This is a genomic window from Actinoplanes solisilvae, from assembly GCF_003999975.1.
In the GTDB taxonomy this organism is placed as follows: domain Bacteria; phylum Actinomycetota; class Actinomycetes; order Mycobacteriales; family Micromonosporaceae; genus Actinoplanes; species Actinoplanes solisilvae.
The window spans coordinates 136801-156384 of sequence record NZ_RJAC01000011.1 but is presented as its reverse complement, the minus strand read 5'-3'; the positions used below and the strand labels follow the sequence as shown (position 1 = coordinate 156384).

The window sequence follows — 19584 nt, the reverse complement described above, 5'->3', positions numbered from 1 at the left end:
TGAGAACTAGCTCAGGCGCCCGCGACCAGCGGGCCGGCTAAACAGCTTCGGGAGTCCTGGCACGAAACGAAGCATACCTAGTGCGTCGCGACTGTGATACCGGCGTGCCCCGGGATGGGCGAGTCCATCGTGGTGAGGGCCACCCCGACCGCCTCCAGCGGGATCACCGACCCGACCAGACGGCCCGGGTCGAGCCGGCCGCGCGCCACCAGGTCGAGCATCGGCGGGTAGTCGACGGCGGCCATGCCGTGCGAGCCGACGACGTGCAGTTCGCGGGCCACCACGAGGTCCCAGGGCAGCGGGGCGCGCGCGTCGTCGCCGAGCATCAGCCCGACCTGCACGTGCCGGCCGCCGCGCCGCAGGCTGCGCACCGACGCCGCCGCGGTCTCGGCCGACCCGTACGCGTCGATGGCGATGTCCGCTTCCTGGTCGATCTTGTGCACGATGACCGCGCCGAAGGAGGCCGCGAGAGAGTTGGCCGCCGGGGACGGGTCGACGGCCAGGACCCGCAGACCCAGCGCGTTCGCGATCATGATCGCCGACAGGCCGACGCCGCCGCAGCCGAAGACCGCCACCACCGCGTCGTCGGCGACCGGCCCGTGCCCGGTCAGCGCGCGGAAGGCGGTGGCGAACCGGCAGCCGAGCGCCGCCGCCGCGACGAAGTCGACGTTGGCGGGAAGGCGTACGAGATTGGTGTCGGCCGCCCGCACCACGACCTGCTCGGCGAACGACCCCGGATGGGTGAACCCGGGCTGGGTCTGGTCGGGGCAGATCTGGGCCCGGCCCGCGACGCAGAACTCGCAGACGCCGCACCCGTTGACGAACGGCGCCGTCACCCGGTCGCCGACCGCGAACGCCTTGACCTGGTCGCCGACCTCGGCCACCACACCGGCGAACTCGTGCCCGGGGATGTGCGGCAGCGGCACCGGGTCGTGCCCGCGCCAGGCGTGCCAGTCGGAGCGGCACAGCCCGGTGGCCTTCACGTCGACGATCGCGCCGGTCGGCGGGCAGTCGAAGGGAGAGATCTCGGCGATCCGCGGCGGCGCCCCGACGGCGTCGTAGACGATGGCCCGCATCAGCGCTGTGCCCGGGCGGACGCGTAGAGGCAGACGGCGGCGGCCGCGGCCAGGTTCAGGCTCTCCGCCCCGCCGTAGATCGGCACGCGCACGCGCCGGTCGGCCGCCTCGAGCAGCGTGTCGGGCAGGCCGTGCGCCTCCGAGCCGAACAGCCAGGCCGTGGGCGCGGCCAGCACGCCCTCGTCGGCCAGGGTGTCCAGGTCGTCGGCGCCGTAGCCGCTGGTGGCCAGCACCTGCAGTCCGGCGTCACGCAGCGGATTCACGACATCGAGCGGAGAACGGATCACATCTACATGAAACAACGAGCCCGCCGACGCGCGGACGCATTTGCCGTTGTAGGGGTCGACCGCGTCGCCCGCGAAGATCACCGCGCCCGCTCCGGCCGCGTCCGCTGTCCGCAGAATCGTGCCCGCGTTGCCCGGGTCGCGGATCTCGGCGAGCACGGCCACCAGCCGGTGGCCTTTCGCGAGCGCCGTCGCCAGCGTCACGTCGACCTGCTCGCACACCGCCACCAGCCCTTGCGGCTGCACGGTCTCGGTCAGCGCGGCCAGCCCGTCCTCGGTCACCGCTGACACGACCGGCGCGTGCGCCACCAGATCGGCATACCGCTCGATGGCGTCCTCGGTCGCGAACAACTCGATCACCACGCCCGCGGCCAGCGCCTCCCGCACCGCCTGCGGCCCCTCAGCCAGGAAACGCTTGCTCTGATCGCGATCCCGGCGCCGCTGCAACTTCCGGGCGGCAGCGATCCGGGGCGTACGGGACGTGAACGTCATCAATCAGTCCAAAGGTTTGGGGTTGGGGCGCGCCCATTTACTCACGTCGCCGGGGTGGGTTTCGCGCTCTGGACGCGCCAGCGGCCAGCGAAGCCCGCGCCGGCCCCCGCGGGAGCGACGGTCTGTACCGCCCACCCGGCTAGGACATCGAGAATTTGATCTTGGGAACTTGTCTTTGAACGCCGGCACGTCAGAACTTGATCCTGGAAATGCCACAGGCGCCTCCCGAACCGATCGGGAGACGCCTGCAGAAGAAAAACTTACGCGGCCTGGGCAGCAGCGCCGCCCGTACCCTCAGCCTGAACAGCAGCCTTCGCGATCTCGACGATCGCTGCGAAGGCGGCGGCGTCGTTCACCGCGAGGTCGGCCAGGATCTTGCGGTCGACCTCGATCTCGGCCAGGCGCAGACCCTGGATGAGACGGTTGTAGGTCAGGCCGTTGGCCCGGGCGCCCGCGTTGATACGCGTGATCCAGAGCTGACGGAAGTCGCCCTTGCGGTCACGGCGGTCGCGGTAGGCATACTGCATCGAGTGCAGCACCTGCTCCTTGGCCTTACGGTAAAGGCGCGAGCGCTGACCGCGGTATCCGCTGGCGGTCTCCAGCAACGTGCGACGCTTCTTCTGGGCGTTGACTGCCCGCTTGACGCGTGCCATTTCGAACTCCTAACAGGGGACGGGTCTGGCGCGCGTCAGCGGCCCAGCAGCTTCTTGACTCGCTTGAGGTCAGCCTCGGCGACGACGGTGGTGCCGGTCATGCGCCGGGTGACGTGCGAGGACTTGCCCTCGAGCAGGTGGCGCTTGCCGGCCTTCTCGCGGACGATCTTGCCCTTACCGGTGACCTTCACCCGCTTGCCGGTTCCGGTGTGGGGCTTGAACTTAGGCACTTGGAGCCTCTTTCTGATCTTTCCGCACGTGTGGGGGCCCAGCAGGCCCCCGACGTGCGAAAAAGCTGTCTACTCTGCGGTGGTTTCGGCAGCAGGCGCCGGCGTCGCGACGGCGTCCTCGCCCTCGCGTCCCTCACGGGTGGGCTTGGCGGCCACGGCTGCGGCCTTCGTCGCCCGGTGCGGGGCCAGCACCATAATCATGTTTCGGCCGTCCTGCTTCGGACTTGCCTCCACGAATCCCAGCTCCGAGATCTCCTCGCTGAGCCGGCGCAGGAGCCGGAAACCCAGCTCGGGGCGGCTCTGCTCGCGACCGCGGAACATGATCGTCACCTTGACCTTGTCGCCCGCCTTGAGGAACCGCACCACGTGACCCTTTTTGGTCTCGTAGTCGTGCGGGTCGATCTTCGGGCGGAGCTTCATTTCCTTGATGACGGTCTGCTGCTGGTTGCGCCGCGCTTCGCGTGCCTTCAGTGCGCTCTCGTACTTGAACTTGCCGAAGTCCATGAGCTTGCACACCGGCGGCCGCGCCATCGGAGCAACCTCGACCAGGTCCAGGTCGACGTCCGCGGCCAGCTGAAGGGCGCGCTCGAGCGGGACGATGCCCACCTGCTCACCCTCGGGGCCGACCAGTCGGACCTCACGAGCCCGGATCTGTTCGTTAACGCGTGGTTCGACGCTGATGGGGCCTCCTAAGAACGGGATCACCCCCGCAGGTGCGGGGACGCTGCCAATGTCGGTCGGCCCCGCACGCCCAGACAACGGGCGCCGGGAAAGCAGAAGGCCCCGGCTGGCTCAGCTCTAGAAAATCTAGGGCAGCGCATGCCAAGGCCCGCTCGACCGGTCATCGGCGCCCCTGTAAGGACGCGCCCCGAGCCCGGGAAATTCCCCGGACTCAGGTGACCGGACCCGGCCCTCAGTGAAAAGGCGGCGGGTGGGAACCAGCGGGCTCCTCTTTCGCGCCTGTCTCAACAACAGGCGTGGTCGACGACGTCAAGCCTACCAGGTATGAAACTTCACGCGTCGACGGCCGCCGCGTGCAGTCTTCGCAGCTCGCGAACACCCTCGACGGCATAGTCCTTGTCGGCGGCCTGCAGGGCGTGGATCGAGATCTGTTCCTCGTCGTGCAGCTCGAGCTGGGCCCACGGCGAGTTGCGGTCGAACCGCACCTTGCGCACCACCGACCAGGGCAGGTCGTAGCCGCCGACGACGTTGCGGACCTTGATGCCCTCGGCGTTCGCGACCACGCGCGGCCGCAGGAAGGTCAGCACGCCCAGCCCGATCAGGATGCCGAGCCCGATCATGGCGGCCTGGTCGCCGCGCTGGAACGAGCCCGAGTTGCTGAACCCGGCCGACCCGTGCAGCCCGAAGCTGAGCACGGTGAAGAGCACGACCACCGCACCCGCGACCGGATAGGCCACCCAACGGATCTTCTTGGGGCGATAGGTCACGTTCGGCACGTCCACGAGAGTACTCACAGTCGGCAGTTCGCAATATCGGTGACCAGGATGGCCCGGGCGCCCAGCTCGTAGAGCTCGTCCATCGTGCGGTGCACCCCCGCGCGCGGCACCATCGCCTGGACGGCGACCCACCCCTCGCGGTGCAGCGGCGACACCGTCGGCGACTCGAAGCCCGGCGTCAGACCGGTGGCCTCGTCGAGCAGGTCGGCGCGCACGTCGTAGGCGAGCATGACGTAGCCCCGGGCCACCAGCACCCCCTGGAGACGCCGGACGAGCTGGGCCGCCGCGGCGGTGTCACGGTCGGCCCGGCCGATCAGGATCGCCGACGAGCGCAGCAGCGGCTCCCCCAGCGTGACCAGCCCGGCCTGCCGCAGCGTGGCGCCGGTCTCGACCACGTCGGCGATCACGTCGGCGACGCCGAGGCGTACCGCGTTCTCGACCGCGCCGTCGAGCCGCACGACGTCGGCCTTGAGCTCGTGCTCGGCCAGCCAGCGCTCGACCACTCCGGGGTAGGCGGTGGCGATGCGCCGCCCGCCGACCTCCTCGGCCGAGGTGAGCGAGCCGGCCGGGGCGGCCCAGCGGAAGGTGGCCCCACCGAAGTTCAGGTCGAGCACCTCGGTGGCCGGGACGCCCGAGTCGACGAGCAGGTCACGGCCGGTGATGCCCAGGTCGAGATCGCCCGACCCCACGTACGTGGCGATGTCGCGCGGGCGCAGGTAGAAGAACTCGACGTTGTTCGCCTCGTCGCGGCAGACGAGGTCCTTCGGATCGGTGCGCTGGCGGTAACCGGCGTCGCGCAGCATCTGCGACGCGGGCTGGGACAGGGTGCCCTTGTTGGGGACGGCGATGCGCAGCATTTCGACGTGCTCCTTCAACGTGTGTGGTCGAGGCGGAGAGGCACGTCACAGATGTCGATACACGTCCTTGAGGTCGAGGCCGGTCGCGATCATCAGAACCTGGGCCTGGTAGAGCAGCTGGGAGATCTCCTCGGCGGCCCGCTCGGGGCCTTCGTGCTCGGCGGCCATCCAGGACTCGGCCGCCTCTTCGACGACCTTTTTCCCGATGAAGTGGACTCCGCGCTCCAGCGCGGCGACGGTGGACGAACCGGGGGTTCGCTCCGCCGCCTTCGCCTGAAGCTCGGCGAACAGCTCTTCGAACGTCTTCACGCGGCCATTTTGCCAACTCGTCACGGGATGGCGACGAACGGCCCCAGCAGGTGAGACGTGGCCTAGGCTGCCGGACATGGTCAGCCGATTCACCCTTCTCACGACCGGTGGCGCCGTCCTCGCCCTCGCCGCCCTGTCGGCGTGCTCCCCCGTCGATGACACAGCCGCTCCCACCTCGTCCGCTACCGCCTCCGCGGACGCCTGCCCGGCCGGTGCGCTGCCGACCCGGACGGCCGGCAAGCTGACGATCGGCACCGACAACCCGGCGTACGCGCCGTGGTTCTCCGACAACGACCCGAAGAACGGCAAGGGCTTCGAGTCCGCCGTGGCCTACCAGGTCGCGCAGCGCCTCGGCTACTCGCCCGGGAACGTGACGTGGACGTCGGTGACGTTCAACAACGCCATCGCCCCGGGCCCGAAGGCGTTCGACTTCGACATCAACCAATTCTCGATCACCCCCGAACGGCGTAACGCGGTCGACTTCTCGTCGCCCTACTACCTGGTGCGCCAGACGGTGATCACCACGAAGGGTTCGAAGATCGCCGGGGCCAAGACGATCGCGGAGCTCAAGAACGCGAAGCTCGGCGCCCAGGTCGGCACAACGAGCTACACGGCCCTGACCGAGGTGATCAAGCCCACCCAGCAGCCGTCGGTCTACAACAACAACGACGACGCCAAGGCCGCGCTCGAGAACGGCACGGTCGACGGCATCGTGGTCGACCTGCCGACCGCGTTCTACATGACCGGCGCCGAACTGAAGGACGGCGTCATCGTCGGCCAGCTCCCGCAGGTCGGCGTGCCCGAGCAGTTCGGTCTGGTGCTCGACAAGGGCTCGGCGCTGACCCAGTGCGTGAGCACGGCGGTCGACCAGCTGCGGCAGGACGGCACGCTGGCCGTGCTCGAGAAGACCTGGCTGGCCGACACCGGCGGCGCTCCCGAGCTGACGTGACCCATCCAACCACCCCGCCCACCACCCAAAAAATGCCTAAAGACCGAGGTCCCCACCCGAGCGCGGTACAGCAGGGCCGGATCGCCTATCGCAAGCGGCAGGCGGTCCGGTCGGTGCTGCTGGCCGCGCTGTCCACCGCGGTCCTCGGCACGCTGCTCGGGTTCCTCATCACGGGCGCGCCCGGGTGGGACCGCGTACGGCAGGCCTTCTTCAACGGCGAGATGGCCCGCGAGTCGTTCGCCCCGATCCTGCAGGGGCTGTGGCTCAACATCCGGCTCTTCGTCGTCTGCGCCCTGTGCGCGCTGGCGCTCGGGCTGCTGATCGCGACGATGCGTACGCTGCGCGGCCCGGTCTTCTTCCCGGTGCGCGCGCTGGCGACGGGCTACACGTACTCGTTCCGCGGCCTGCCGCTGATCATCGTGATCTACCTGTTCGCGTTCGGCATCCCCGGGCTGCGGTTGCAGGGCACGCCGAGCGTCACCGTGCTGGGCGGCGCGGCCATCGTGATCACGTACGGCGCTTATCTGGCCGAAGTGTTCCGGGCCGGCATCGAGTCGGTGCATCCGAGCCAGGTCGCGGCGGCCCGCTCGCTCGGGCTCAGCTATCGCCAGGCCATGCGGCACGTGGTGCTGCCCCAGGCCGTCCGGCGGTCGGCTCCTCCGCTGCTCAACGACACGGTGGCCATGCAGAAGGACGTGGGACTGATCTCGCTGGCCGGGCCGATCGATGCGATCAGGGCCGCGCAGATCGACCAGATGGGAACGGCCAACTTCACCCCGTACGTGGTGGCCGGTGTGCTTTTCGTGCTTCTGGCGCTGCCGCTGATCGGGATCACCGACTATGTGACGCTGCGCGCCGCCCGACGGCAGAACGCGGGGACCTGATGTTGCTCGAATGCACCGGCGTGCGGAAGACGTTCGGGCCGGCCGTGGTGCTCGACGGGCTCGACCTGGCCGTGGACGAGCACGAGGTGGTGGCCCTGATCGGCGCCTCCGGCTCGGGCAAGTCGACCCTGCTGCGCTGTGTGAACCTGCTGACCGAGATCGACGACGGGACGATCACGCTGGACGGCGAGGACATCACCGATCCGCGGATCGATCCGGACCGCGTACGGCAGAAGATCGGTCTGGTCTTCCAGTCGTACAACCTGTTCCCGCACATGACGGTGCTCGACAACATCACGCTCGCGCCGGTCCGCGTCTTCCGGAAACCCGCCGCCGACGCCCGGGAACAGGCACGCGAATGGCTCGCCCGGGTGGGGCTGCTCAATCACGCGGGCAGCTATCCCGACCGGCTCTCGGGCGGGCAGCAACAGCGGGTGGCGATCGTGCGGGCGCTGGTCAACAGCCCGCGGCTGCTGCTGCTCGACGAGGTGACCTCGGCGCTCGACCCGGAGCTGGTCGGCGAGGTGCTGACGATGATCCGCGACCTCAAGGGCGAGGGCGTGACGATGGTGCTCGCGACCCACGAGATGGGCTTCGCACGCCAGGTGGCCGACCGGGTGGCCTTCCTCGACAACGGGCGCGTCCTCGAACAGGGCCCGCCCGAGCAGGTGCTGGGCGACCCGGTGGAGGCCCGCACCCGCCAGTTCCTGGCCCGCATCATCGAGGCCGGTCGGCTTTAAGACATTTGAATGTAATGATGTGGCGCTCGGTAGCGGGGTCATGACATGGTGCTACGGCGGGCACGGGGGTGAGCCGCCGAAAACGGGGAGGCGGCCCTCTGCTCTACTGAGAGGACCGCTATGCGTCGTTTCACCGCATTTCTTGCCGTCCTGATCGCCACTCTTCTGATAGCGCCGTCGGCGCAGGCCGCCACCGGCCCGTCAAGCACGCGCATCGTCACCGCCGAGCGGGCCGCGGCCGGTGAGCGGGTCGTCGTCACACTGGACGCGACCTGCCCGGCCGGCGCCACCATCAAGGTCGTCGTCACGGTCACCGCCGTGAACGACACGCGAATCGCGCAGGGCACCCGCCAGAAGAAGGCGGACTGCACCGGCGCGGCTCAGACCATCGAGCTGCGCGTGCTCCGCAACCCGATCGGCGCGATCTTCCTGCGCGGGCCGGCCACCGCCACGACCGTACGCACGGTCTGCGACGACACCGGCTGCGAGACCATCCCGTTCGACGAGACGATTCGGATCAGCTGATGCGGAAGATCGTTGCGATTCTGAGTGCCGCCCTGCTCACGATCGTCCTCGACGCGGCCCCGGCTCGCGCCGCCGGGCCCGAGGTCGAGATCCTCTGGACGCTCCTCGTCGCCAAGGGCGCCGCCGTGGACGTCTCCTACGGCGTCACCTGCCCCGAGGACACCACCGGCACGGTCACCGTCTCGATCGCCCAGGTGCGCGACGACGGCCTGCTCGCCGGTGGCACCACCACCGAGGAGCTGGACTGCGGGGCGCTCGCGATGGCCCGGGTCACCGCGAGCGTCCTCGGCGCACCGTTCGAGCGGGGCCGGGCCAGCCTGTCGATGCTGGTCACCGGCGGCCCGCCGTTCACCGCGAACGTCCGTCTGACGAAGGGCTGAGAAGCCTCAGGGCTTGCCCAGCTCCCGCAGGGCCAAAGCCGTGTCGAGCACGGCCACCGTCGCCTGCCAGCCCTTGTCCTCTATCGAGTCCTCGAGCCCGGCCCGATCGCGGGCCTGCCCGAGGCTGTGCACCGTGAGCACGCCGTGGCCGACCGGGGTCCGCTCGTCGAGCGCGACCCTGGTCAGCCCGGAGGTGACCGAGTCGTTCACGTACGCGTAGTGGTCGGTCTCGCCCTTGATCACCACGCCGAACGCCACCACCGCGTCGCAGCTCCCGGCCAGCGCCTGCGCGATGATCGGCAGCTCGACCGAGCCCACCACGCGCGACACCACCACGTCGGTCACGCCGCAGGCCTCCGCGGCCGCCTTCGCCCGTTCGATCATGTGATCGACCAGGTCGGAGTGCCAGCGCGCGCCGACGATGCCGAGCCGCAGCCCGGCGGCGTCCACCGTCTCCATATGCGGATCACCGAAGCCGGCCATGTCTCTCCCTCATCGTGTAGTACGGATTTTCGCCGTTGGCCGACGCGAAATCAGCCCAACGCCTCGAACAGGTGCCCCATGCGGTCCCGCTTGGTCCGCAGGTAGTGCACGTTCTCGGGGTGCAGCCGCACGGGCAGCGCCTCCCGCCCCAGCACGGTCAGCCCGTAGCCTTCCAGCGCGGCCCGCTTGGCCGGGTTGTTGGTGAGCAGCCGCATCGAACGCACCCCGAGGTCGTAGAGGATCTGGGCCCCGGTGCCGTAGTCACGGGCGTCGGCCGGCAGGCCCAGCTCGAGGTTCGCGTCGACCGTGTCGAACCCGCGGTCCTGCAGCTGGTAGGCCTGCAGCTTGTGCAGCAGCCCGATCCCCCGGCCCTCGTGCCCGCGCATGTAGAGCACGACGCCCCGGCCCGCCTCGGCCACCTTGTCGAGGGCGGCGTCGAGCTGGGGGCCGCAGTCGCAGCGCTGCGAGCCGAAGACATCTCCGGTAAGGCACTCGGAGTGCACCCGCACCAGCACGTCCTCGCCGTCGCCGATCTCGCCGAAGACCAGCGCCACGTGCTCGCCCTCGTCGACCTTGGCCCGGTAGCCGACCGCGGTGAAAACGCCGTGCTCGGTGGGCAGCCGGGTCTCGACCACCTTCTCGACCTGGGTCTCACGGTGCCGGCGGTACTCGATCAGGTCGGTGATGCTGATCAGCGCGAGGTCGTGCTCGGCGGCGAACTTCTCGAGGTCGGGGCGGCGCTGCATGGTGCCGTCGTCGTTGACCATCTCGCAGAGCACACCGGCGGGACGCAGCCCGGCCAGCACGGACAGGTCGATGGCGGCCTCGGTGTGGCCCGGGCGGCGCAGCACACCACCGGACTTGGCCCGCAGCGGCACCACGTGGCCGGGGCGCGACAGGTCACTGGGCCGGGTCTCGGGCGAGGCCAGCAGCCGGATCGTACGGGCCCGGTCGGTCGCCGAGATGCCCGTGGCCACGCCTTCGCGGGCATCGACCGTCACCGCGTACGCCGTGCCGCGCGCGTCCTGGTTGGTGTGGAACATAGGCGGCAGGTCGAGACGGTCGGCCTCGTCCTCGGTGATCGGCACGCAGATGTAGCCCGACGTGTAACGAACCATGAAGGCGACCAGCTCGGGGGTGGCCTTCTCGGCCGCGAAGATCAGGTCACCCTCGTTCTCGCGGTCCTCGTTGTCGACCACGATCACCGCGCGGCCCGCCGCGATGTCCTTGATCGCTCGCTCGACGTTCTCAAACATTGCGGTCCCCCAGCATCTTCTCGACGTACTTCGCGATCACGTCGACCTCGAGGTTCACCGGGTCGCCGACGTCCTTGCCGCCCAGCACGGTCAGCTTCGACGTGGTGGGGATGAGCCCGACACTGAAGGTCTCGTCGTCGACGGCCATCACGGTCAGCGACACCCCGTCGACGGTGATCGAGCCCTTCTCGACCACGTATTTCGCCAGGGCGGCGGGCAGCGAGAACCGCACGACCTCCCAGTCGGCGGCCGGTTCGCGGGCGACCAGGCGGGCGACCCCGTCGACGTGGCCCTGCACGAGGTGACCGCCGAGGCGGCTGCCCAGCGCGGCGGCCCGCTCCAGGTTGACCTGGCTGCCCACCTCGAGCGCGCCGAGCGACGAGCGACGCAGGGTCTCGCCCATCACGTCGGCGGTGAAGACACCGTCGACGTTGTCGATCACGGTCAGACAGACGCCGTTGACCGAGATGGAGTCGCCGTGCCGGGCGTCCGACGTGACCAGCGGCCCGCGGACCGCCAGGACCGCCGAGTCACTGCCCGAGTCGGTGCGGCGGATGACCTCGCCGAGCTCCTCGATGATGCCGGTGAACATAGAGATTCCTTCTTCCGGTTTAGGGGCGGCGGGCGGAGTGGTCGGATGGCTCCTTGGCGCGGAGCGATGCGGTGAAGCGCAGGTCGGGTCCGATCTGCGTGATGTCCTTGAGGTCGAGCTCGATAGCGTCGGCGATGGTGCCGACACCGGCGTCGACCAGGGCTGATTTGCCCGAGCCGAGCAGTTTGGGCGCGACGTAGCCGATGACCTGGTCGACGAACCCGGCGGCCAGGAACGCGCCGGCGAGGGTGGGGCCGCCTTCGAGCAGCACCGAGCGCACGCCCCGGCCGAACATGGCGGCCAGCAGGGCATTCAGGTCGACCTTGCCGTCGGGGCCGGCACCCAGCTCGCGGGTCGTGGCGATCCAGGTGGGGGCGGCCGCGTCGTGCACGCGAGCTTTCTCCGGCGTACGCCCCTCGGAGTCGACGACCACGCGGAGCGGCTGCTTGATCGCCAGGCTGCCGTCACGCAGGTCGCGGACGGTGAGCTGGGGATCGTCGGCGATGACCGTGCCCACGCCGGCCACGATCGCGTCGACCGTGCCGCGCAGCACGTGCACGTCCTCGCGCGCCGGCGCCGAGGTGATCCACTGGCTGGTGCCGTCGGCGGCGGCCGATCGCCCGTCCAGCGTCGCGGCGAACTTCCAGGTCACGTACGGCCGGCCGCGCCGCACAGCGGTCAGCCAGGCGACGTTGCCCTCGGTCGCCTCCAGGCGGCGTACGCCGGTCTCGACCTGCACCCCGGAGGCGCGCAGGGTGACCGCGCCGCCGGACGCGACGGGCGTGGGGTCGTCGACCGCGATCACGACCCGCCGCACGCCCGCGTTGATCAGCGCGAGGCTGCAGGGGCCGGTGCGGCCGGTGTGGTTGCAGGGTTCGAGGGTGACGACGGCCGTGCCGCCGTTGGCGCGCTCCCCGGCCTGGGCGAGCGCGACGATCTCGGCGTGCGGGCCGCCGGCGTAGGCGTGGAAGCCCTCGCCGACAACCTCGCCTTCGCTGTCGAGCAGGATGCAGCCGACCACCGGGTTGGGGCTGGTCGTGCCGAGTCCGCGGGCGGCCAGCGCGATCGCGCGGCGCATCGCCTCGTCCTCGGTCACCATCGGTTCTTCCTCTCGCGCGGTGCTTGTTCACGCGCGGGTGAGGAAGAGTCAGGAAACGCCGGGAATCGGACACACGGGTGCGCTGCGCGCACCCCGGTCGAGGGCACGCTTTCGCAAGCCCTCGGTCCGATGCCGACGCGCTGTCTCCCATCCGGACTGTCTGACCGAGGCTTACGCCTTGGTCAACCGTCGGCCCTGGAGTCTCACCAGGTCCACCGGGCGTCGTAGGTTGACGACGACCGGGTCGCGGGCTTACCGGCCTCAGGAGGCCGGATCACCGCCGGTTCGGAATTTCACCGAGTCCCGCCAGCGCGTGGTGGGTCACCCCAGAGTTTTACACGCGCTGAGGCTTTTGCCACCCCCCGGCGAGCCATGTCACAGGCTTCCCGGTTGAACGGTCAACGCTGTTCGGGACGAAACTCCTGCTCAGGCTCGCCGTCTTCCTCTTTTCGGCGGTCGATGGCGACGTATGACCCGGGCTGGGACTTGGCGACCTTCTTCATCTCGGAGGCGACGCCGATCACCACGCGCGGGTCGGTGAACTTGCGGCCCTCGACGGTCGCCTGGGCCACGCCGATCGACAGGGTCACCAGAGCGGCCCGGTTCTTGTTGCCGCGCCGGTCGGGGACCTCGATGTAGCCACGGCCGGCGTCGATCGCGTCGTAGAGCTGGTCGGCCGACTGCTCGAAGTCGGTGACCGTGCGCTTGGTCAGCGGCAGCACCTGCTCGGGCGTGCAGATGAAGACGAAGTCGTCACCGCCGATGTGGCCCAGGAAGATCGAGGGACGGCCGATCGAGGTCACCGCGCGGTGCAGGCTGCGGGCGAGCGCCGTGATGAACTCGTCGCCGCGGTCGAACCCGTACACGTCGTTGACGCTCTTGAACCGGTCGATGTCGATGTAGCCCACGGAGTATTCGCCGCCGGCCTTCATGCGGTCGGCGATCTCGCGGCGGACCCGGGCGTTGCCGGGCAGGCCGGTCAGCGGCGAGACCTCGCGGAACTCCTTGTTGCGGCGCAGCGTCGACGACACCCGGGCGATCAGCTCGGCTGTGTCGAACGGCTTGACCAGATAGTCGTCGACCCCCGCGGTCAGGCCCACGACCTTGTCGACGGTCATGCCCTTGGCGGTCAACATGATCACCGGGAGGGCGGAGGTGAGCGGCTCGGCGCGCAGCCGGCGGGTCAGCTCGACGCCGTCCATGCGCGGCATCATCCAGTCGACCACGGCGAGGTCGGGCCGCTGGGTCTCCATGAGGTCGAGCGCGTCCTGCCCGTCGCGGGCGGTGATCACGTCGTAGCCCTGAACCTTGAGGTTGAACTCGACGAAGCTGGCAATGTCTTGATCGTCGTCGACGACCAGGATCAGGTCGGGCCGATCCTCGGGTTCGGGACCGAGGTCGTCGTGCTGGGGATCCACGACCCCTGTGCTCATCCGGCTCCTCCCGTGAGGGCGCGCAGCTTGCGAATGGCCTCGGCCGGGTCTTGCGCGCCATAGACCGCCGTGCCCGCCACGAACGCGTCGGCGCCGGCCTCGGCCGCCCGCGCGATGGTGTCGGACGCGATGCCGCCGTCGACCTCGAGACGCACCTCGAGATTATCGGCATCGATGCGCCGGCGGACCGCGCGGACCTTGTCGAGCATTTCGGGCAGGAACTTCTGCCCGCCGAAACCGGCCTTGATCGTCATGATGAGCAGCGTGTCCACATGGGGCAGCAGCTCGAGGTAGGGCTCGATCGCCGTGTCGCGGTCGATGGCGAGACCCGCTTTGGCCCCGGCGGCGCGCAACGTCTTGGCCAGGGCGACCGGGTCGTCGGTGGCCTCGGCGTGGAAGGTGACGTTGTAGGCGCCGGCCTCGGCGTAGCCCGGCGCCCAGCGCTCGGGATCGGTGATCATCAGGTGGACGTCGAACGGGATGCTGGTCGCCTTGCGCAGGCTCTGCACCACGGGCAGCCCGATGGTCAGGTTGGGGACGAAGTGGTTGTCCATGACATCGACATGCACCCAGTCGGCCGCGCCCTCGATCGCGTGCACCGCGTCGGCGAGACGGGCGAAGTCGGCGGCGAGAATGCTGGGGGCGATGATCTGTGATGGCTCCACGGCTGAAGTGTAGGACCTTCGCCGCCCGGGCTCTCCCGGCCTGTGGATAACCGATAGAGTGACGCCCCTTGACCGACGGGGTGGGAGAACGACATGCGACGATGGCCCGCCGCCCTGGCCGTAACGCTCGTCCTGGCCGTCTCCGGCTGTTCCGAGCTGCCCGCCGGCATCGACGGCGACCTGACCAACGGCTGGTCCCCGCCACCCGCGGCCAAGCAGTGGCGTCCCGTCGCCAGCACCTGCCATCCCGACCTCGTCGACGAGAGCACGCTCGACGACCGCAGTCCGTCGGGCTGTCTCACACCGCACATCGCCGAGTCGGTCGTGGTCGCCGATCTCGCCGGCGTCCCCGCGGGCAGCACCGCCGAGGCCAACCGCCCGCGCGCCTTCCGCGAGTGCTCGAAGCGGGTCAACGGCTGGCTGGGCGGCGACTGGCGTACGGGCTGGCTGGTGTTGCAACCGGTGATGCCGAGCCGGCAGGCGTGGGAGGGCGGGGCCCGCTGGTATCGATGCGACCTCGCCGAGACCTCACCGGTCGACGGTGACCTGGTGCGCCGTTCCGGCAGCCTGCAGAACGGCCTCAAGACCGGCAAGGTGAAGATGACCTGCGCCGACCCCACGATCGCGGGCGAGCAGGTCACCGGCATGCGCCCGCGGCCCTGCGCGGCCAAGCACACGTCGGAGTTCGTCGGCGTCTTCGAGAGCAAGAAGAGCTCGGCCGCCGCCCTGACGTCGGCCGAGCTCGAGAAGGGCTGTCACGCGGCAATCGCCAAGTTCACCGGCATCCCCAACGACGGGACAGTGCGCAACCGGGTGGGCTGGCTCGGCTTCCCGCCGGACGACACCTCGTGGAAACTCGGCGACCGCGCGATCCGCTGCTTCCTGTGGCTCAACGGCGAGAAGATGACCGGCTCCTACCGCAACGCCGGCACCCGCAAGCTGAAGATCCACTACGTGTACCGCTAACTCGTCCTCCGCAGCACGGCCAGGAACATCGCGTCAGTGCCGTGGCGGTGCGGCCAGAGCTGCACCGTCGGGCCCGCGCCGAGACCGGGCATGCCCGGCGGCAGCAGCGGACGGGCGTCCACGAAGTCGACCTCGACCCCGCTGCGACGTGCGCCCTCGACCACCGTCACCTGCGTCTCGACCATGTGCGGCGAGCAGGTCACATAGGCCACCACGCCACCCGGCCGCACCGCCCGCAGCGCCGCGACCAGCAGCTCGCGCTGCAACTTGGTCAGCGGCGGCAGGTCGGCCGGCGTCCGGCGCCAGCGCGACTCGGGCCGGCGCCGCAGCGAGCCCAGCCCCGTGCAGGGCGCGTCGACCAGCACCCGGTCGAACGACTCTTCCGGCAGGTCGGGGTCGCGGCCCACGGAACGTCCGTCCATCGGCAGCACGGTCACCGGCATGCCCGCGGTGGCCTGCTCGACCAGCCGCGCACGGTGCTCGGCGACCTCGACCGCGGTCACCTCGGCGCCCCGGGCCGAGGCGATCGAGCCGATCAGGCCGGTCTTGCCGCCCGGCCCGGCGCACAGGTCGAGCCAGCGGGTGTCGCGGCCCTCGATCGGGGCGGCCAGCAGCGCCGCGGCCACGAGTTGCGAGCCCTCGTCCTGCACGTGGGCACGGCCCTGGCGGATGGCGGAGAGCTCGCGCGGCGAACCGCCGTTCAGGTAGACCGCGTAGGGCGAGAACGCGGCCGGTACGCCGTCGACCTCTTCGGCCAGCTCGACCGCGTCGGCGCGGCCGGGCCGGGCGCACAGGTGCACGACGGGGGGCTGATTGTCCTCGATGAGCAGCCGGGCGGTCTCGGCCAGGTCGCCGCCGAGCGACTCGGCGAACGCCCGGATCACCCATTCGGGGTGGTTGTGGTGCACGGCGAGGTTGCCGACCGGGTCGGTCTCGTAGTCGGGCGCGAGCTTCTCGAGCCACTTCTCCAGCGGGGTCTCGGTGATCGTGCGCGAGACCGCGTTGGCGAACCCGGCCGCGCCCGGAGCGACCGAACGCACCAGGTCGACGGTCTGGTTGACGGCGGCGTGCGCGGGCACCCGGGTGTAGAGGATCTGGTAGGCGCCCAGCCGCAGAGCGTCGCGGGCCGGCGGGTCGATGCGGGACACCTCACGCCCGGCGGCGTCGGCGATGATCAGATCGAGGGTGCCGAGGGCGCGCAGCGTGCCGTAGGTCAGCTCGGTCGCGAACGCGGCGTCGCGCCCGGACAGGCCCATGTCGCGCAGGATGTCCGAGAGCACCAGGTTCGCGTACGCGTCGTCGCGGTGCACAGCCGCGATCGCCTCGTACGCCGCCTGGCGCGCCGGGTCGGACGGAGGACGCCCCGCCCGAGGCGCCCGCCCCGAACGGCTGTCGCGGTCGTAACCCGGTCCACCGGGCCGGCTGGGCCGTCCGGAACCGTGGGGACGGTCTGCCTTGTGTTCAGTCACTGAAGCTTCTCTCCTGGCTGGATCCGCAGACCACGAGCCCAGTCCGTCGCCGCCATGGGCTTCTTGCCCGCGGCCCTTACCTCGCCGAGCGCGACCGGCGTCGTCGCCGTGCCGACCAGCACCTGGGACCGCTCGACGAGCAGGTCACCGGGCGCCAGCTCGGGCCCGTTGGCTATCGGGCGCACCGGCCCCAGCTTGAGCCGGTCGTCGCGCAGCGTCGTCCACGCGCCCGGCGCCGGGGTGCACGCCCGGATGCGCCGGTCGACCGCGAACGCCGGGTCGCCCCAGCGCACGCGCGCGTCGTCGACCGTCAGTTTCGGTGCCAGTGTGATGCCGTCGGCCGGCTGCGGGTGGGCCCGCGCGCTGCCCGACTCGATCGCGTCGAGCACCGCCACGAGCAGGCCCGCCCCCTCGGTGGCCAGCCGCTCGAGCAGGTCGCCGGAGGTGTCCGTGGGCCGGATGTCCTCGGTCAGGGTGCCGTAGACCGGGCCCGTGTCGAGGCCCGCCTCGAGCTCGAAGACGCTGGCGCCGGTCACCTCGTCGCCGTGCAGCACCGCGTGTTGCACCGGGGCGGCGCCGCGCCAGGCGGGCAGCAGCGAGAAGTGCAGGTTGACCCAGCCGTGCTTCGGGATCTCGAGGGCACTCGGGGGGACCAGAGCGCCGTACGCCACCACGGGCACACAATCGGGTGCGAGAGCCCGCAGACGCTCCTGGAACTCGGGCTCGCGGGGTTTCTCCGGGGTGAGCACCTCGATGCCGCGCTCGTCGGCCCAGGCGGCCGCGGGCGAGCGCACCAGGCGCCGTCCGCGCCCGGCCGGGGCGTCGGGCCGGGTGACCACGGCGAGCAGCTCGTGCCCCGAGGCGGCGATCGCGTCGAGGCTGGGCAGGGCGACGGCCGGCGTGCCGGCGAAGACGATGCGCAACCCGCTCACCGCCCCAGCCCGAACAGGCCCCGGCCGTGCGGGCTCTCCTTGATCGTCGGGGGCTTGCCGGCGTCGTACCAGTCGGCCGAGCGGATCTGCTTCATCGCGTCCTTGCGGGCGGCGGCGTCGAGCCGGTCGAGGAAGAGCACCCCGTCGAGGTGGTCGGTCTCGTGCTGCACGCAGCGGGCCATGAGGCCGGTGCCGATGACCCGGATCGGCTCGCCGTGCTCGTTGTAGCCGGCGGCTATGACGTTCTGACGGCGCTTGGTGTCGACGTAGACGCCCGGGATCGACAGGCAGCCCTCGGGGCCGTCCTGCTCCTCCTCGTCGGGGAACGACAGCACCGGGTTGATGAGATGGCCCACCACGTCGTCCACGTCGAACGTGAAGACGCGCAGGCCGACCCCGATCTGCGGGGCGGCCAGACCGGCGCCGCCCTCCTCCAGCATGCTGTCGGTCAGGTCCTTGACCAGGGTGCGCAGTTCCTTGTCGAAATCGACGACGAGATCAGCCGGCGACCGGAGCACCGGATCGCCGAACAGACGGATGGACTGGACGGTCACGCGGCTGGACTCCTGACATCTCGGCTCGGCACCCGACTAGTCTACGGAGTGCTTCCGGTCGTCTGCCGGGTGCCGAGCGTCACGGGCAGCGACGACCACCCCCGCAGGTTCATCCGGGGCCGCCGGGTGGGGCGCCCGGCGGGTTCCATCTCGGGAAAACGGCGCAGCAGGGCGGGCAGCGCGACCTGCGCCTCGAGCCGGGCCAGCGGCGCACCCAGGCAATAGTGGGCGCCCGCGCCGAACGACAGCGGAGCGTTGCCCGGCCGGCCGGGATCGAAGACGTCCGGATTCTCGAAACGCGCCGGATCGCGGTTGGCCGCACCCAGCAGCAGCACCAGCTCGGCGTCGGCGGGCAGCGCGACCCCGCCCACCACAGACGGTCGCGACGTGTAACGCTCGGTGAGCTGCACGGGCGACTCGATCCGCAAGACCTCTTCCACGTACGCCGCCACGAGGCCGGGATCGGCACGCAGGCGGTCGGCGTGATCGGGGTGGTCGAGCAGCAGCACGATCCCGTTGCCGAGCAGGTTCGTGGTCGTCTCGAACCCAGCGACCAGCAGCAGGACGAGGTTGCCCATCAGCTCGGCCCCGGTGAGCTGTTCGCCGCCCGCGTCGTGGGCCGCGGCCAGCGCGCTGACCAGGTCGTCGGCCGGCTCGGCCCGGCGCCGGGCGACCAGCCGCGTGAAATAGTCCTCGAGCTCGAGCGCGGCCTCGTGGGCGCGGCGGCGGTCCTCCTCGGTCCAGCGCACCTCGAGCACGGCGGTGAGCGCCTCGGCCAGCCGCCGGAACATGCCACGATCGGCGGCCGGCACCCCGAGCAGCGCGGTGATCACGGCGATCGGCAGCGGGTAGGTCAGATCGCTGACCAGGTCGGCCTCGGGACCGGGCAGCGCGTCAAGTGCCTCGTCGACCTGCGCGGCGATGACCGCACGCAGGGCGCCGACCCGGCGGGCGGTGAAGACCCCGGCGGCCAGGCGGCGCATCCGGGTGTGCTGAGGCGGGTTGGTGCGCAGCATCGAGTCGGCGAAGAGCGCGACGGCCCGGTTGTCACGCCAGTCGGACCACTGGGCGTCGAGGCGCTTGGCGTCATACGCCTCCATGCCCGGATCGCGCAGCACGGCGTCGACCGCGTCATAGCCGGACACGAAGTAGTAGCCGCTGGAGACGGGCACGACCGGGCCGTGGCGGTGCAGGGCGGCGTAGGCGGGCACGGGGTCGTGGTTGGCCCGCGGGTCGAGCAGCATGCGGACCGCGGCACCGGCGTCCATCGCGTCGCCTTCAGTGATCGTCACCACTACG

The 19584-nt window shown here is 70.6% G+C and carries 24 protein-coding genes and 1 riboswitch; of the genes, 6 read left to right on the top strand and 18 right to left on the bottom strand.

Annotated elements, in window-relative coordinates:
- Positions 1–77 precede the first annotated feature (77 nt).
- From EER30_RS26040 to EER30_RS26005, 8 genes are all read right to left on the bottom strand, one after another.
- Positions 78–1076, bottom strand: coding sequence for an alcohol dehydrogenase catalytic domain-containing protein (locus EER30_RS26040; RefSeq protein ID WP_127503219.1), 999 nt, complete (start codon positions 1074–1076; stop codon positions 78–80).
- Positions 1076–1852, bottom strand: a complete 777-nt coding sequence (locus tag EER30_RS26035) for a TrmH family RNA methyltransferase (protein ID WP_127503218.1) — start codon at positions 1850–1852, stop codon at positions 1076–1078. Before EER30_RS26035 ends, EER30_RS26040 begins: the two co-directional genes overlap by 1 nt.
- A 260-nt stretch (positions 1853–2112) precedes the next feature.
- Positions 2113–2505, bottom strand: a complete 393-nt coding sequence (rplT, locus tag EER30_RS26030) for a 50S ribosomal protein L20 (RefSeq protein ID WP_127503217.1) — start codon at positions 2503–2505, stop codon at positions 2113–2115.
- Positions 2506–2540: 35 nt separating this feature from the next.
- Positions 2541–2735, bottom strand: coding sequence for a 50S ribosomal protein L35 (gene rpmI, locus EER30_RS26025; protein ID WP_127503216.1), 195 nt, complete (start codon positions 2733–2735; stop codon positions 2541–2543).
- A gap of 69 nt (positions 2736–2804) precedes the next feature.
- Positions 2805–3416 carry a translation initiation factor IF-3 gene (gene infC / locus EER30_RS26020; RefSeq protein WP_127503332.1) on the bottom strand — a complete coding sequence of 204 codons (612 nt, stop codon included), beginning with the start codon at positions 3414–3416 and terminating at the stop codon, positions 2805–2807.
- A gap of 332 nt (positions 3417–3748) precedes the next feature.
- The gene (locus EER30_RS26015) at positions 3749–4210 is read right to left on the bottom strand and encodes a PH domain-containing protein (protein WP_240670301.1); all 462 of its coding nucleotides are present in this window, start codon (positions 4208–4210) and stop codon (positions 3749–3751) included.
- Positions 4207–5049 (bottom strand): ATP phosphoribosyltransferase, encoded by an 843-nt coding sequence (hisG, locus tag EER30_RS26010; protein WP_127503215.1) that lies wholly within the window; start codon positions 5047–5049, stop codon positions 4207–4209. The genes EER30_RS26015 and hisG overlap by 4 nt, the downstream gene beginning before the upstream one ends.
- Positions 5050–5094: 45 nt before the next feature.
- Positions 5095–5358, bottom strand: a complete 264-nt coding sequence (locus EER30_RS26005; protein WP_127503214.1) for a phosphoribosyl-ATP diphosphatase — start codon at positions 5356–5358, stop codon at positions 5095–5097.
- 76 nt (positions 5359–5434) lie between these two features.
- Here EER30_RS26005 and EER30_RS26000 point away from each other — a divergent pair, with 76 nt between their 5' ends.
- From EER30_RS26000 to EER30_RS25980, 5 genes are all read left to right on the top strand, one after another.
- Complete coding sequence (locus EER30_RS26000; protein ID WP_127503213.1) at positions 5435–6307, top strand: ABC transporter substrate-binding protein; 873 nt, start codon at positions 5435–5437, stop codon at positions 6305–6307.
- Positions 6308–6339: 32 nt separating this feature from the next.
- Complete coding sequence (locus tag EER30_RS25995) at positions 6340–7191, top strand: amino acid ABC transporter permease (protein ID WP_127503212.1); 852 nt, start codon at positions 6340–6342, stop codon at positions 7189–7191.
- Positions 7191–7931, top strand: coding sequence for an amino acid ABC transporter ATP-binding protein (locus tag EER30_RS25990; protein ID WP_127503211.1), 741 nt, complete (start codon positions 7191–7193; stop codon positions 7929–7931). The genes EER30_RS25995 and EER30_RS25990 overlap by 1 nt, the downstream gene beginning before the upstream one ends.
- A 120-nt stretch (positions 7932–8051) precedes the next feature.
- Complete coding sequence (locus EER30_RS25985; protein ID WP_127503210.1) at positions 8052–8456, top strand: hypothetical protein; 405 nt, start codon at positions 8052–8054, stop codon at positions 8454–8456.
- Positions 8456–8836 (top strand): hypothetical protein, encoded by a 381-nt coding sequence (locus tag EER30_RS25980; RefSeq protein ID WP_127503209.1) that lies wholly within the window; start codon positions 8456–8458, stop codon positions 8834–8836. Before EER30_RS25985 ends, EER30_RS25980 begins: the two co-directional genes overlap by 1 nt.
- Before the next feature lie 6 nt (positions 8837–8842).
- Here EER30_RS25980 and ribH read toward each other — a convergent pair whose 3' ends face one another.
- The 6 genes from ribH to rpe form a co-directional block, all read right to left on the bottom strand.
- Entirely contained in the window at positions 8843–9319 is a 477-nt protein-coding gene (ribH, locus tag EER30_RS25975; RefSeq protein WP_127503208.1) for a 6,7-dimethyl-8-ribityllumazine synthase, read from the bottom strand.
- Positions 9320–9369: 50 nt separating this feature from the next.
- The gene (locus EER30_RS25970) at positions 9370–10575 is read right to left on the bottom strand and encodes a bifunctional 3,4-dihydroxy-2-butanone-4-phosphate synthase/GTP cyclohydrolase II (protein WP_127503207.1); all 1206 of its coding nucleotides are present in this window, start codon (positions 10573–10575) and stop codon (positions 9370–9372) included.
- Positions 10568–11167 carry a riboflavin synthase gene (locus EER30_RS25965; RefSeq protein WP_127503206.1) on the bottom strand — a complete coding sequence of 200 codons (600 nt, stop codon included), beginning with the start codon at positions 11165–11167 and terminating at the stop codon, positions 10568–10570. Before EER30_RS25965 ends, EER30_RS25970 begins: the two co-directional genes overlap by 8 nt.
- A gap of 19 nt (positions 11168–11186) precedes the next feature.
- Positions 11187–12266 carry a bifunctional diaminohydroxyphosphoribosylaminopyrimidine deaminase/5-amino-6-(5-phosphoribosylamino)uracil reductase RibD gene (gene ribD / locus EER30_RS25960; protein ID WP_127503205.1) on the bottom strand — a complete coding sequence of 360 codons (1080 nt, stop codon included), beginning with the start codon at positions 12264–12266 and terminating at the stop codon, positions 11187–11189.
- A gap of 135 nt (positions 12267–12401) precedes the next feature.
- Positions 12402–12581: riboswitch (FMN riboswitch) on the bottom strand.
- 83 nt (positions 12582–12664) lie between these two features.
- Positions 12665–13699 (bottom strand): GGDEF domain-containing response regulator, encoded by a 1035-nt coding sequence (locus EER30_RS25955; RefSeq protein ID WP_127503204.1) that lies wholly within the window; start codon positions 13697–13699, stop codon positions 12665–12667.
- Positions 13696–14364: a ribulose-phosphate 3-epimerase gene (gene rpe, locus EER30_RS25950; protein ID WP_127503203.1), complete on the bottom strand. Its 669-nt coding sequence runs from the start codon at positions 14362–14364 to the stop codon at positions 13696–13698. Before rpe ends, EER30_RS25955 begins: the two co-directional genes overlap by 4 nt.
- Positions 14365–14457: 93 nt before the next feature.
- On the opposite strand from rpe, the gene EER30_RS25945 reads away from it, so the two are divergent.
- Entirely contained in the window at positions 14458–15330 is an 873-nt protein-coding gene (locus tag EER30_RS25945) for a septum formation family protein (RefSeq protein ID WP_127503202.1), read from the top strand.
- Here the strand turns inward: EER30_RS25945 and EER30_RS25940 are convergent.
- From EER30_RS25940 to EER30_RS25925, 4 genes are read right to left on the bottom strand one after another with little or no spacing between them, the layout of a single operon-like run.
- Positions 15327–16799, bottom strand: a complete 1473-nt coding sequence (locus EER30_RS25940) for an RsmB/NOP family class I SAM-dependent RNA methyltransferase (RefSeq protein WP_127503201.1) — start codon at positions 16797–16799, stop codon at positions 15327–15329. The two genes, EER30_RS25945 and EER30_RS25940, sit on opposite strands and share 4 nt — an antisense overlap.
- A complete protein-coding gene (gene fmt, locus EER30_RS25935) occupies positions 16796–17722 on the bottom strand; it encodes a methionyl-tRNA formyltransferase (protein WP_127503330.1) in 927 nt (308 codons plus the stop codon). The genes EER30_RS25940 and fmt overlap by 4 nt, the downstream gene beginning before the upstream one ends.
- Before the next feature lie 5 nt (positions 17723–17727).
- On the bottom strand, positions 17728–18285 hold the full coding sequence (gene def, locus EER30_RS25930; RefSeq protein ID WP_127503200.1) for a peptide deformylase: 558 nt from the start codon (positions 18283–18285) through the stop codon (positions 17728–17730).
- A 41-nt stretch (positions 18286–18326) separates the two neighbouring features.
- Positions 18327–19553, bottom strand: coding sequence for a cytochrome P450 (locus EER30_RS25925; protein ID WP_127503329.1), 1227 nt, complete (start codon positions 19551–19553; stop codon positions 18327–18329).
- Positions 19554–19584: the final 31 nt, after the last annotated feature.